Origin of the sequence: Syntrophotalea sp., assembly GCF_050253115.1 — a bacterium.
Classification (GTDB): domain Bacteria; phylum Desulfobacterota; class Desulfuromonadia; order Desulfuromonadales; family Syntrophotaleaceae; genus Syntrophotalea; species Syntrophotalea acetylenica.
On the sequence record NZ_JBFWJQ010000077.1, the window covers coordinates 1 to 12,241 of the forward strand.

The window sequence follows — 12,241 nt, forward strand, 5'->3', positions numbered from 1 at the left end:
CTATCTGGTTAAACCCTTAAGCTGAGACCGGAGGCCGTTGACGGCCGGTCGGCCGGTGCCGTCGCGGGGGCAACGGTAGCGTCCGGGTTGGCAACACCGGATCTTTGCCAAGGGCCGTGTTGCGGTGCCCGCTGCTGATGTTCGAACATGCCCTGCTGATGCTGGCGCTGTCCGTCGACGCTGACCTGGACGCTGTCCAGGCGCAGCCCCTGCTGCTGCAGCGCTTCCTGCAGCCGCGGCAGATGTTTTTCAAGGATGTCGCAGACTTCGTGGGTCGCGGCCTGAAGATGCAGCTGGAGGCGGTCCTTTTCCTGCACCAGATCAAGTTTTACCTGTCCCAGTTCCGCCGGGTGCAGTTCGATCGTGAGTTGCCGTTTCTCGCCAAGGTCCCGCAACGATGCATTGTCGATGACCTGCTCGATGACGGGTGCTTCGGGTACGCTGAAGAGGCTGGCGGCGGCCGTGGGTGTGACCTGTGCGGCAGTTGACGGTGCCGCGGCGGACGCTGCAAGGGACACGCTGCCGGCGATGGCCGCCTGTTCATTGGCTCCGGCCAGAATCGGGGCTTTTCCCGGGAGCGTCGCGGATGCGGCAAGATTTGCGCTGGCCGGCGGTGTCGCCATCGTTCCGGCCGTCAGGGGTGACGCGTCAACCACGCTCGGCGTGGCCATTGCAAAGGACGATTGTTCGGCGACAGCTGCCGGACGGATGCTTTTGCCGTTCAGGATTTCTGCGGTGCTCACGGGCCCGGGGTCCATCGCGGTTGTTTCCATCGGCTGCTTCAGGTGCGGTTCCAATATGCCTGTCGTCGCGACAGGCGATTGTTGAGTGAAGGGCGCTGTCGCAGCGCGTGGCATAAGCTGCGCAAAGCGGCTTTCTCCGAGGGGTGCTGCTTCGCCTTCCAGTGCTGCGGATCGGGCTGTCGGACCCTGTGCCGGGGTGCTGGAGATTGCTGCAAAAGGGTGGCCGGCTGCCATGGTCCGGAGTCGCGGCGTGGCCGGGTCTGTCAGGGCTTGCGGTGCCGGGGTCGCTTCGGCAGGTGCTGTCGCGTCGGCGCCGGCGGGCTGTCTGATTTTTTGGGGCCCGTCCCCATCGAGACGGGCGGGAACCGGCATATCCTGTCGCAGGGTGGCCGGGACCCTGGCCTTGGCATGTTGCATGGCGACCACGGTATCCTGGCTGCCGACGGTGACGGTGGGTTCCGCGATGGTGGCGGACGGGGCCCTATCCGCGGGCTGCCGGGAAGCAGGGATGGCAGCTTCAGGGTCGGTCATGGTGTTTCGCGAAGCACTGACGGTGGTGTCAGGATCGGCTGCCGCAGGCGCCTCGGCCAGTGGTTCGGACCCGGCCATGGCTTGGATTTTTTGCTCGGCGATGGGCGCGACAGCCATGCCGTCCGGCGCAATCCGTGCCATGACATTTTGCGGGACCCCATCGGCCTGCGGCGGATTCGGGACGCTGCAAGTTTGCGCCTCGGACGGCAAAGGTATGTCGGAGTTCTGGCGGCGCGTGGACAGGTGTTCGGGTTGGTATTCGTTTGCCGCATCGGCCGGCAGCACCATGGAGGCTGCGTCGTCGCCATTTCCTGTGCCAGATGCTATGGCCGGGCCTTGCCCGGTCGCTGCCGGCGCGGTGAAAACGTAGGCCATGGCGTCGCTCGGCACCGGGTCGGACTCCTGTTCCGGGGCCTGGAGGTTCTGGAGGTCTTTGGCCGGAAGTTGTGTTTCCGGCCGTTCCTCCGTGTCGCTGAGGGGTGTTGCCGCATCCATGACCGCAAGCTCCTGCTGCTGCGGGTTTTGCGGCTGAGCTGCGGATGCCGGTTGTGGGGTATTGGTGATGTGCGCGTCGGCAGCCGGTTCTTCGGCCGCAGCGGCGCTGGCTCGGGCAAGGGGATCCGTGCCGGGATCGCGGCTGTCCGCGGTGCGCTCGAGCAGATTCCGGAATGCATTCCCGGCGTTTCTTCCCGTCGCTCTTGGGCCGGTGGCCACCGGAGCGTTTTCGGACAGGATGATGGCTGGCATGTGCATGGGGTTTCACCTCCTTTCCTCAGGATTGGTGGTGGAAACCCGGCCCGGCCGCCTCAAATAGCGGGAGGGCTCAATCCCGCGCCAGGGCGGGAAAGGAAGTGCTCAGCCTGGCGGCGGTTTTCGCATCCAGGTTGTCCAGGATACGGCCGGCGGCCTTGACCTTCATGTTTTGCAGGATTTCCACCGCAAGCTCGAGTTCCAGTCCCGCAATAACGGATGCCGCATTGGCGGGATCCATTTTTTCGTAAATCTTGCTGAGGGCTTTGGCCTTGACCGCCTCCTGCGCGGTTTTGCGTTGCAGCATGCGGCTGACCTCGGCGCGGGTCTTCTCAAGCTCGGTCAGTTTCTTATCGACCTCGGCCCTCAGGGTCTTTAGCTCCATTTCCCTTTTTTCCAGCGCCTGGGTGCGGGATTTGAGATTTTTCAGTTCCATCTGGATGGCGGCTTCGATGCGGCGCTCGGCCACAGAGCCTTGCGGGCTGTCGGTTTCCGGCGCGAAGGCGTTTCCCGCCAGGGTAAAAACAGGCCACCCGATAAACAAAAGGCTGGCGGCCCACAGGATGCGTGTCCGATGTGAAACGGTCATAGGCGATTTTTTCCGAGCTGCAGGGCAACTTCGTCCAGATGTACCATCTCCCGGCGAAGCATTTCCTGGCGGTGCTCGTCCTCCATTCTGGTCCTGAGGTTTTCCATCAGGGTTTTGTCCCGGCTGGCCTCGGTCAGGCAGGCGCGGCGCTGCTCGCTCTGTGCTTGCAGTTCCCTGGCCTGGGCCTGCAGTTCCCTGAGCCTGGCCGCACGGCGCTTGAGACTGCGGTCGTAGATCAGCAGTTCCGCCCAATCCATGCCAAGGGCCTTTTTATCCTCGAATTCCTGTTGCAGCGCCTGCCGGGCCTGGCAGTGTTCTTCGATGACCTGCTGCAGAGCGGCTTCTTCCGCCAGGGCTTCGGCAAGGGCCTGCCGCGCCTGGTTTTCGAGCAGGGTGCGATGTTTGAGCAGCGGTTGCAGTTTGAAGGTAAAAGACATGACGGCCTTCCGCGGCGGCGGGCGTTACAAAGTGACTGAGGGCATGGCCGGGACCCGGCGTACCCCTAGCACAGACGCAGTTCCTTGAGCTGGGCGATGGTGGTTTGCAGATCCACCGGTTCGTGGACCCGCTGACGCAAAAATCCGTTAACCTGGTCGATATGGGCCAGCGCAAAATCGATTTTGGGATTGCTGCCTTTTTTGTAGGCGCCGATGTTGACGAGGTCCTCGGCTTCCTGGTAGGTGGCCAGCAGTTCCCGCAGCCGGCCGCCGTGTTCCTGGTGCTCCCGGTCGGTCACGGCGTTCATGACGCGGCTGGCCGAATGCAGGATATCGATGCAGGGATAATGATTTTTGGCGGCCAGCCGGCGCGACAGCACAATGTGACCGTCGAGAATCGAGCGCACCGCGTCGGCGATCGGTTCGTTCATGTCGTCGCCTTCCACCAGCACCGTGTACAACCCGGTGATACTGCCGCCGTCGCGGAAACTGCCGGCCCGCTCCAGCAGCTTGGGCAGGGTGGCGAACACCGACGGGGTATAGCCTTTGGTGGTGGGCGGTTCGCCGACGGCCAGGCCCACTTCCCGCATGCCCATGGCAAAGCGGGTCACCGAATCCATCATCAGCAGCACGTTTTGCCCCCGGCCGCAGAAATATTCGGCGACGGTGGTGGCGACAAACGCGCCACGCATGCGCAGCAGCGGCGACTGGTCGGAGGTGGCCACCACTACCACGCTGCGCGCCAGCCCTTCGGCGCCAAGGTCCCGCTCGATGAATTCCCGCACTTCGCGGCCGCGTTCGCCAATCAGGGCGATGACGTTGACATCGGCCAGGGTATTCTGGGCGATCATCCCCAGTAAAGTGCTTTTGCCCACGCCGGAGCCGGCCATGATGCCCATGCGCTGGCCCTGGCCGCAGGTCAGCAGGCCATTGATGGCGCGAATGCCAAGATCGAGGGGGCGATCGATGGTGTCGCGCTCCATGGGCCCGGCCGGCAGGGCGTAAAGGGGCATTTCGGTGTCGCGGGGCAGGGGCGGGCCATTGTCGATGGGCTGGCCCATGGCATCGATCACCCGTCCCAGCAGGCCCTGACCCACCGGCAGCGCGGCGCTGTTGGAAACCACCCTGATGCGGCTGCCCGGGCCAAGCCCGCGCAGCTCGCCGAGAGGCATCAGCAGTGCCCGCGACTGGCGGAAACCGACCACTTCCGCCGGCACCGGCGGGCCACCGTCCCGCGGGATCAGTTCGCACAGGGTGCCGACGGAGGCGGCTGGGCAATAGCCTTCCACCACCAGTCCGACGATCTGGGTTATCTTGCCGCTGACCTGGATGGGGGCGAGCGTGTCGAGACATTCCAGCAGGCGGTTCATCAGCTCTGATCCAGGGTCGCGAGCAGGCTGCGATGAATCTGGTCGAGCTGCCCGTCGATGGTGGCGTCGACGTCGCCGAATTCCGATTCAAGCAGGCAGCCGCCACGGCCGACGGCCGGATCCGCCTGGAAGGAAAGGTTTTGCAGACCATTGATGGCGGCCAGAAACAAAGGCTTACGCTCCGTCACAACCTCCAGATCCGCCGGATTCACCCGCACATGATAATAGTCCGCCCGCACCGCCATTTTGAGGGCTCTGTCGATGGTTTCGGCAATGATCCGCGGATTGACGCTGATTTCGGCATGCAGCACCTGGCGCACGATGGACATCACCAGCCGCAGCATGTCGTTGCTGCTGTTCTGCAGCAGGGAGCCGCGCAGCTGGCTGACCTCCTCAAGGGCCTGGGCCAGCATGTCGCTGGCATGGCCGAATTGTTCGCGGGCTTCGCGAAGGGCGTCCTCGCGGCCCTGCCGATAGGCTGCCTCCAGGGCGCAGCGGTTCTCCTCCTCCGATGCAGGAGCTGCCGCAGGCTGCTCCTGCGGCTCGATCGGGGGCGCGGGAGCGTGCGATGGCCGGGCCGCTTCGGCTTCCGGCGCCACGACCGGCTCGAAAGGGACGAAATTGTCCGCCGGCATGCCTTCGCCCAAATCCCGCAATTGCAGCCGTTTGAGATCCCGGGCGTCGCAGGGGTGAATCATTCTAGACAAGAGCATCCTGCCCACCTCTTCCCGGCAGCACTATTTTGCCGTCTTCTTCAAGCCGCAGGGCGATCTTGACAATCTCCTGCTGTATGGACTCGACCTCCGACAAACGTACCGGACCCATGGCTTCCAGGTCGTCCTGGATCATTTCCGCGGCGCGTTCGGAGATGTTGTCGAAAACCTTGTCCTTGAGGTCATCGGACGCCGATTTCAGGGCCATGGTCAGCTGTGTGTTGTTGACCTCGCGCAGCAGCACCTGCATGGTGCGGCCGTCCATTTTCGCCAGATCCTCGAAGGTGAACATCTGCTTGCGGATGTTTTCCGCCAGCATGCGGTCGGTTTTTTCGATATTGACAAGGATGCTGCGGTCGGCGCCGCTGCCCAGGTGATTGATGATCTCCACCGCCTTGCCGATGCCGCCGATCTGATGCTGTTCCTTGTGCGCCACAACACGGATTTCCTGCTGCAGGGCGCTTTCTATCTGGCCGAGCACCTCCGGCGATACCTTGTCGATTTTGGCGATGCGGAACATGATGTTCGATTGCGCCTCCTCCGGCAGAAAGCTGAGAATCTTGGCGGCGTGGTCGACCCGCTGGGTGGACAGGATGACGGCCACCGTCTGCGGCATTTCGCTGCCGAGCAGGCTGGCCACCATGCGCGGATCCATCATGGCGATGGTTTCCAGCGGGCGGGCACTCGATTCAAGCTGTTCCATGCCGATGGAGACCTGCGCCATGAGCTTTTTGGCGCGTTCCGCATTACCGCTGTTGGAAATCGCGTTTTTGACGAATTCGTTGCTGCGCACGAAAAAGCCGGTTTTGTTTTTCTGCGCCATGGCGAATTCCTCCAGGATCTGGTCCGATACCCTGGCCGGGATGTGGTCGATGGCGAGCATGCAGCGGCTTATCTCCCGTACCTCGCTGTCCGACAGGGTTTCGAAGACCTGGGCGGTTGCCTGCTCGCCCAGGGTGAGCAACAGCACCGCGGCTTTTTCCGCGCCGGTCATTTTCTTGATATCCATGCTGTGTCTTTCACGGTTTCAGGCGGTCAGCGGGCCGCCGGGGTGTTTGCCTGGAGTTTCCGGATGGATACTAGCTGTCCTTGAGCCAGGCCTTGATGATCTGCGCCGGATCGTTCTGCGAGGCAGCGCTGCCCGCCGGAAGGCTCAGCGGAGCTTCGCCGCGGGCGCTGCCGTCGGGCAGGCCGGCCATCTCCGATTCCAGTTGCTCCACGGTCTTGTAGTGCTCGATCATGCGTCCCTCGCTGCGCAGAATCTGCAGCAGCGGACGGATAACCAACAGGTAGAGCAGTCCCGCCGCCAGGCACAGCAGCGCGTATTTGAGTATCGGCGTGACCTGATGGACCCGCGTCCAGACCGACGGCTGCAGGGTGGGGTCGGTGCTGTAAGCGGTTTCGAAGGGACGCGAGATGACGGCGATCTGGTCACCCCGTTTCGGGTCGATTCCCAGCGCCCGGCTGACCATTTTTTCGATGGCTGCCAGTTCCTTGGCGTCACGCGGTTCGTAGACCGGCGCCTTTTCGGAGTCACCGGCGGCCTCCGTCAGTCGGTCGGCGACCAGCACCGCCACCGACAGGTTCTTGATGGAGCCCACCGGATCGACCTGTTTGCTGACGATCTTGCTGATTTCGTAATTGATGGTTTCGTCGCTGCGGCTGGTCGGGATGAAGGACGCGCCGCTCTGCTCGTTGTTGATGTTGGACTGCACTCCGGGCACGCCTCCGGCGCCGGCGATGCCGCCTTTTTCGGTGGTGGTATGCTCGCTGCGCACCGCGGTGGTGTCGGGATCGTAACTTTCTTCCATGCGTTCCCGCTGGGTGTAGTCGATGGCTGCCGTGACCTGCACCATGGAGTTGCCCATGCCCAGCGCCCGGTCGAGCAATGCCTGGGCCCGCAGTTCGAGCCGTTGTTCGAGGTTCTGCTGATAGTCGAGCATGTTGGGCGCCATGCCGTTCTCGCCTGTCTGTTCGGCGGCTTTGGACAGCACCCGGCCATTGTCGTCGATAACCGCGACCTGTTCGGCGTCGAGCCCTTCCACGCTGCCCGCCACCAGGTTGACGATGCCGAGAATCTGGCCTTCCCGCAGATTCTGCCCGGCAGCGAGCTTGACAATCACCGAGGCACTGGCTTTTTGCTGCTGCTCGCGAAACAGGCGCTTTTCAGGCAACGCCAGATGCACCCGTGCCGCTTCCACCGGCGCCAGCGACGCGACGGTTCTCGCCAGTTCTCCCTGCAGAGCGCGCAGATAGTTGATTTTTTGAGCGAAATCGGTCATGCCGAAGCTCTGCTTGTCAAAGATCTCGAAGCCCACGCCGCCGCCGCGCGGCAAACCGCTACCGGCCAGGTCGAGACGGATTTCATGTACCTTGGCGGCGGGAATGAGAATGGCACGGCCGTTGTTTTCGAGCCGATAGGGTATTTTCTGTTCCTTCAGGCGCTCCAACACGGCGGCCGCGTCGGCGCTTTCGAGGTTGCCGAACAGCAGCTGATAATCGGCCTTGTTTGCCTGCAGGATAATGAGAGCAAAAAACACGACGCATGCCAGCACCACCCCGAGCAGGCTCAGTTGCCGTTTGCGGGGCCAGTGGCGAATGGTTTCGAGTAAGGTCGCAGGGGTGGTTTTTTCGCCCATGGGGCAAACCTTTCATAGTCGTGGATTTTCGCTGTCCGGAAAGTGATTCCCGGCGCCGCGTGCCACTGTCACGGATATGACAGCTCGCGGCGGCTTCCGCACCATGCGGGCGCAAGGGGTGATTTCAGGCCGTGCCGCAGCGAACCATTCAGATCTGCATGCGCATCACTTCCTGATAGGCTTCGACGATCTTGTTGCGCATGTTCACCATCAGTCGCATGGAAATGCCGGCTTTTTCCATGGCGATCATGACCTCGTGAATATTGCGGGATTCGCCGGTCTGAAGCTTTTCAATGGCCTGGTTGGACTGGTTCTGGGCCTGCTCGACGTTATCGATGGCGTTGGCCAGCAGGTCTCCGAAGGAGGTTTCGGGGGGCCGGCCTGAAGCCGCGGTTTCGGCCGAGGCGGCCTGCGCGATGCGGGGGATTTCTCCGATATTTTTTATCATGATTGTCAGCGTCCTATGTCGAGGGCCTTGGTGGCCATGCGTTGGGCGGATTTGATGGCGGAGACGTTGGCCTCGTAATTGCGCGTGGCGGTCATCATGTCGACCATCTCCTCCATCACATTGATGTTGGGCAACGTCAGCATGCCGTTTTCGTCCGCGTCGGGGTGGCCTGGCTGGTACACGGTGTGGAAGGCCCGCGAGTTCGGCTGGATGCGGGCCACTTCAACGCCTTGCACGTCCTTGTCCATGGCTTGACGCAGGCTGTCTTCGAAAACGTTGCGGCTCGACTGGAACACCACGTCGCGTTTGCGGTAGGGGCCGCCTTCCGGCGTGCGGGTGGTACCGACATTGGCCAGGTTGCCGCTGATCACGTTGAGACGGGTCTGTTGCGCGGCCAGGGCCGAGGCGCTGACCTGCATCGCTGTAAAAATATCCATGCTGCTGCTCCTTTAGCGGCCGTCCTGACAGACGTATTTGAGGGTCGCCAGTTTTTTGCTGATGATCTGCGCGGAGGTTTCGTACAACAACTGGTTTTCGCTCTGGGCGATCAGTTGCATGTCGAGATCCACCCCGTTGCCGTCCATGCCGACACCGCGATCGGCACGCCGCTCCGTGGTTCCTTCGAGGTTGTCGATGCGGTTCGCAACGATCGGGATGTGCCGCGGGTGCGGTTGTGCCTGCGGTTGCGGCCGGTTTTCCAGGGCTTTTGCCAGGTCCTTTTCAAATGACATGCGGGCCGGAATGTAACCCGGTGTTTCGGCGTTGGCGATGTTGGAAGCGATCAGCTCCTGCTGACGTTGGCGAAGGTCAAGAACCTTGCCAAGCATCTGGATGGTGCGGTCGAACAGTCTGATTTCAGGCATGGTAAGCACCTTTTTTCATGGGAAAACAGCCGAGGAAGCATCCAATTCATTTTTGAGCGGCGATAGCGTCGCGGGCCAGTCGGGCCCAGAAGGAATTATTTCCGTTTTCGGTCAGTCGGGCGAAAAGCTTTAGGGCCAGGCGCCGCTCGCCGGTGCGCAGTTTGATCTGGGCGCAACGATAGGTCGCCTGTTCGGCGTATTCCTCGTGCTGGCGTAACCGCTCGTAAAGGGGATACGCTTCTGCCTCGTGCGCGGCATGGAAAAGCGCTTCGGCTCGCAGCAGCTGTCCGTCGGCGGTGTGGTCCAGCAGCGGCGGCTGATCGATGATGTCTTGGGATGCGCCGCGTTTCCAGTGAATGCGGGCTCCCTGCAATGCGATGGTTTCAGTGAGCGGCTGCCGGGCCTGCTTCAGCAAAGCGGCCGCTTCGTCCAGGCGTTTGGATTGTTCTAGAGCCGCGAGCTGCAGCTCGAACAGCTTGTCCCGCTGTTTGCCGTGACTGAACTTTTGCAGGTAGCGCTCCGCCAGTGAGGCGGCCATTGCGTATTGACCCCGATCGATCAACAGCTGTACCAGGGGCAAATAAGCAGCTTCGTCCTGACTGCCCGCTGGGCCACGATCGATCATGAAATAGTAGCTTTTACAGGCCTTTTCCCATAATCCGAGCCGTCTGTAGGCCTGTGCCAGGGCGGGCAGAAAAGGCCATGAGAGATTGCCGTCGATCAGCAGTTCTCGATTTTCTTCCACCAGAGTTACGGCTTTCATGTCCTGTCCGTTGCGGATCAGATTTTCGATCAGCCGCGGCAGGATTTCCGATAACAGGGCAGTGGCCTCTTTCCGCAGGGGGCCGCCGGCAAAATTGCGCAGGAAACCCTGCAACAGCCGGGCGGCTTTTTCCGGCTGGCGGTGCAGGTAATGTACCAGGGCCTGCTTCAGCGCGGCTTCTTCACGCAGTGGCCGCAAAGGCGCATGACGGGCGATGGTAGCGTAGTCCCTGGCGGTTTGCAGGAAATCGGGGTTCCGGTCGCTTGCCATGCGGTGGTCGAGCAGTGCCAGCCAGGCCCGGAAACCCGGCTCGCTTCCCTCGAAGTTGTCGCGAAGCTGTTCGAGGATTACCAGTGCTGTTTTCAGATCATTGTCGAGATATGCGGCCCTGGCGGCATAGAACAGGGCCTTGCCCCGACCTGTCGGAGTGCGCAGTTGCTTTTCGAGCAGCGTGAAAAGATTTCCAGCTTGCCGGTATTGTTTGGATTTCAGGCTGGCCAGCCCCGCATGATAACGGATATCGGCGTACTTCGCCCAGTGGTCGGAACGGGAAAACAGGCGGCGGAAGAGCTGCTCGGCCTGTCCGGTTCTGCCGGTTGCGGCCAGGGCTTGGGCGCGCCGCCACTGGACCATGCGTTGCAGGGCGACCGGCCATTTCTGCACCGGTTCCTCCAGGATTCCGCAGGCCTCTTTGCACCTGCCGATGGTCAAGAGCAGTTCGGCCTGGAGCAGACGCGCCTGGGGTGTCAGGTGGGATTCGCCCGGTTTCCGCTCCAGCAGCAAGGACAGGGTACAGCGCGCCTGGTAGGGCAGGCCACAGCGCGCTTCCGCCACAGCCTGGAGATAGGTGGCGCGGTCCGCCAGGGGTCCGTGGTCGCCGGGCCGGTGCGCCCCCTGCTTTTCAAGCACCCTCAGTGCCTGACGGGGCTGCCCGGTCCGGAGCAGGGTTTCGGCGTGTAGCAGGAGCCGTGGGTGCGATGGGCTGGCGGGCGAGTTCTGCAGCTTTTTGGCGAGCGCCTGCCAGTGGCCGGCGTTGGCCATCTGCAGCAGTTGGTTGAGGCTGTTGTCGACGGGGTTGGCCGCCAGTGGCGGCAGCGGCGGCAGCGTCGCTCGGAGCGGAATGCTGATTTCGAGAGGCGTGGCAAAGGTGCGGAAAAAATCCTTCCAGTGCCCGGCATAGGCCGAAGACTGCTGCAAGGTGGCGATACCTTGCAGGGTTTGGTGCGCTGCGGGCATGCCGCTGAGCTGAAAAGCGATGGCGGGACGGTGTTTATCGTCGGGCCGCCAGCGGATGTCGAGAGTGATCTGGCCTGTTGTCGCGGATCTGGTGGCTGAAACCTGTGCCGGTATTTTGCGCAGCAGGATGGAAACCAGAAGCTCCTGCGGCTTGCCGGCAAACAGGACCCGGACGATCTTGTCGTCTTCTGGCAGGGTTTTGAGGGAAGCAGCGACGCTTGTTTGGTGCAGCAGCAAATCGACACGCTGACCGGATGTTTTAAGCTGAAATCCCGGCAGTTTCGAGAAGCCGAACAGTAAGCGCGACTGATCGAACTCATCGGTTCGCTCCATGCTCTGCAGCACGTAATCACCGGCGGCCGCTGCGGGCAACGCTGTGACGATGCAGATTATGAGAGTGATGAGCAGTTGCCGCTTTGCCATAATGGATCCGGAGGTTGCCTTGGTCAGGGGTTGAAGTGCGCCTGTCGGGCTCGTGGTGGGTTTATTTTGCGATTATTGTGCCAAACATTAACTTGTTGAAATACAAGTGTAATTTTTCACAAGCTGCTGCTTGTTGCACGCTGCCTGGGGTGGTGGACAAGTTTTTGACATGGACAGGTGTGGCACAGGCGCAGGTGGGGCGCAACATGAGTGGGGCGGGGCAGCTGTCGTCCGTGTACGGCGGGGGTGGCGTATCGCCAAAACCCTCCGGGCACGGCGGAAACAGCGTGATGATTAAAAGTTCCGGGAATTCATTGAATGTGGCGTGAAATTTGAAGTATCATCGGCGCGCCGGTTTATCCCCGCGACCGATTCCGGCTTGTTCCGATTCCGTTTGGTGCGGGATGGCTTTGGAATCAGGTGGAAGAATACCCCATCAGAGAGGCATCGATGAGTACTGATTTTTTATCAGAACAGGCTGAAATTGTTAATGAATTTCTTATGGAGAGCCGGGAGATGCTGGACCAGCTCGAACCCACCATTATCGAGCTGGGTCAGAGCTGTCAGGCTGTCGACTGCTGGTCGGCCAAGGGATGCCCGCATACCGCCTGTCAAAGATATGGTCGGTCTGTTGACATTCCCTGCTGGTTGCATGCCGGCTATATTGAAGGCGGCAATCAGTCCTGCATCCATGCTTCTTCCGCCGAGGAATGCCGTTCGTGCCCGGTGTTTCAGT

At 61.7% G+C, this 12,241-nt stretch carries 12 protein-coding genes and 1 pseudogene; 2 read left to right on the forward strand and 11 right to left on the reverse strand.

The window, feature by feature from the left end; genetic code table 11:
• Window positions 1-8: 8 nt before the first annotated feature.
• The 11 genes from AB7E65_RS08875 to AB7E65_RS08925 form a co-directional block, all read right to left on the reverse strand.
• Window positions 9-2,027 carry a flagellar hook-length control protein FliK gene (locus AB7E65_RS08875; RefSeq protein ID WP_428745693.1) on the reverse strand — a complete coding sequence of 673 codons (2,019 nt, stop codon included), beginning with the start codon at window positions 2,025-2,027 and terminating at the stop codon, window positions 9-11.
• Between the two features lie 70 nt (window positions 2,028-2,097).
• Window positions 2,098-2,613 (reverse strand): MotE family protein, encoded by a 516-nt coding sequence (locus AB7E65_RS08880; protein ID WP_428745694.1) that lies wholly within the window; start codon window positions 2,611-2,613, stop codon window positions 2,098-2,100.
• A complete protein-coding gene (gene fliJ, locus AB7E65_RS08885) occupies window positions 2,610-3,050 on the reverse strand; it encodes a flagellar export protein FliJ (protein ID WP_428745695.1) in 441 nt (146 codons plus the stop codon). Before fliJ ends, AB7E65_RS08880 begins: the two co-directional genes overlap by 4 nt.
• A 65-nt stretch (window positions 3,051-3,115) precedes the next feature.
• A complete protein-coding gene (locus AB7E65_RS08890; protein WP_428745696.1) occupies window positions 3,116-4,420 on the reverse strand; it encodes a FliI/YscN family ATPase in 1,305 nt (434 codons plus the stop codon).
• Window positions 4,420-5,118 carry a FliH/SctL family protein gene (locus AB7E65_RS08895; RefSeq protein ID WP_320361387.1) on the reverse strand — a complete coding sequence of 233 codons (699 nt, stop codon included), beginning with the start codon at window positions 5,116-5,118 and terminating at the stop codon, window positions 4,420-4,422. The genes AB7E65_RS08890 and AB7E65_RS08895 overlap by 1 nt, the downstream gene beginning before the upstream one ends.
• A 1-nt stretch (window position 5,119) precedes the next feature.
• Window positions 5,120-6,142, reverse strand: coding sequence for a flagellar motor switch protein FliG (gene fliG, locus AB7E65_RS08900; RefSeq protein ID WP_083558409.1), 1,023 nt, complete (start codon window positions 6,140-6,142; stop codon window positions 5,120-5,122).
• A 70-nt stretch (window positions 6,143-6,212) separates the two neighbouring features.
• Complete coding sequence (fliF, locus tag AB7E65_RS08905; protein ID WP_428745697.1) at window positions 6,213-7,772, reverse strand: flagellar basal-body MS-ring/collar protein FliF; 1,560 nt, start codon at window positions 7,770-7,772, stop codon at window positions 6,213-6,215.
• A 148-nt stretch (window positions 7,773-7,920) separates the two neighbouring features.
• Window positions 7,921-8,220 carry a flagellar hook-basal body complex protein FliE gene (gene fliE / locus AB7E65_RS08910; RefSeq protein WP_145926327.1) on the reverse strand — a complete coding sequence of 100 codons (300 nt, stop codon included), beginning with the start codon at window positions 8,218-8,220 and terminating at the stop codon, window positions 7,921-7,923.
• Between the two features lie 5 nt (window positions 8,221-8,225).
• On the reverse strand, window positions 8,226-8,657 hold the full coding sequence (gene flgC / locus AB7E65_RS08915; protein ID WP_072285514.1) for a flagellar basal body rod protein FlgC: 432 nt from the start codon (window positions 8,655-8,657) through the stop codon (window positions 8,226-8,228).
• Window positions 8,658-8,669: 12 nt separating this feature from the next.
• Window positions 8,670-9,083, reverse strand: coding sequence for a flagellar basal body rod protein FlgB (flgB, locus tag AB7E65_RS08920; RefSeq protein ID WP_428745698.1), 414 nt, complete (start codon window positions 9,081-9,083; stop codon window positions 8,670-8,672).
• Between the two features lie 46 nt (window positions 9,084-9,129).
• Window positions 9,130-11,505 carry a hypothetical protein gene (locus AB7E65_RS08925; protein ID WP_428745699.1) on the reverse strand — a complete coding sequence of 792 codons (2,376 nt, stop codon included), beginning with the start codon at window positions 11,503-11,505 and terminating at the stop codon, window positions 9,130-9,132.
• A 35-nt stretch (window positions 11,506-11,540) separates the two neighbouring features.
• On the opposite strand from AB7E65_RS08925, the gene AB7E65_RS08930 reads away from it, so the two are divergent.
• Both AB7E65_RS08930 and AB7E65_RS08935 read left to right on the forward strand, forming a co-directional pair.
• The gene (locus tag AB7E65_RS08930) at window positions 11,541-11,834 is read left to right on the forward strand and encodes a hypothetical protein (RefSeq protein WP_428745700.1); all 294 of its coding nucleotides are present in this window, start codon (window positions 11,541-11,543) and stop codon (window positions 11,832-11,834) included.
• 121 nt (window positions 11,835-11,955) lie between these two features.
• Window positions 11,956-12,241: pseudogene (locus AB7E65_RS08935) on the forward strand (chemotaxis protein CheA); the annotation flags it as partial.

Excerpts from the sequence above, each read along its gene's own strand:
- AB7E65_RS08875 (WP_428745693.1), bottom strand. The coding sequence starts at position 2,027 with ATGCACATGCCAGCCATCATCCTGTCCGAAAACGCTCCGGTGGCCACC.
- AB7E65_RS08880 (WP_428745694.1), bottom strand. The coding sequence starts at position 2,613 with ATGACCGTTTCACATCGGACACGCATCCTGTGGGCCGCCAGCCTTTTG.
- fliJ (WP_428745695.1), bottom strand. The coding sequence starts at position 3,050 with ATGTCTTTTACCTTCAAACTGCAACCGCTGCTCAAACATCGCACCCTG.
- AB7E65_RS08890 (WP_428745696.1), bottom strand. The coding sequence starts at position 4,420 with ATGAACCGCCTGCTGGAATGTCTCGACACGCTCGCCCCCATCCAGGTC.
- AB7E65_RS08895 (WP_320361387.1), bottom strand. The coding sequence starts at position 5,118 with ATGATTCACCCCTGCGACGCCCGGGATCTCAAACGGCTGCAATTGCGG.
- fliG (WP_083558409.1), bottom strand. The coding sequence starts at position 6,142 with ATGGATATCAAGAAAATGACCGGCGCGGAAAAAGCCGCGGTGCTGTTG.
- fliF (WP_428745697.1), bottom strand. The coding sequence starts at position 7,772 with ATGGGCGAAAAAACCACCCCTGCGACCTTACTCGAAACCATTCGCCAC.
- fliE (WP_145926327.1), bottom strand. The coding sequence starts at position 8,220 with ATGATAAAAAATATCGGAGAAATCCCCCGCATCGCGCAGGCCGCCTCG.
- flgC (WP_072285514.1), bottom strand. The coding sequence starts at position 8,657 with ATGGATATTTTTACAGCGATGCAGGTCAGCGCCTCGGCCCTGGCCGCG.
- flgB (WP_428745698.1), bottom strand. The coding sequence starts at position 9,083 with ATGCCTGAAATCAGACTGTTCGACCGCACCATCCAGATGCTTGGCAAG.
- AB7E65_RS08925 (WP_428745699.1), bottom strand. The coding sequence starts at position 11,505 with ATGGCAAAGCGGCAACTGCTCATCACTCTCATAATCTGCATCGTCACA.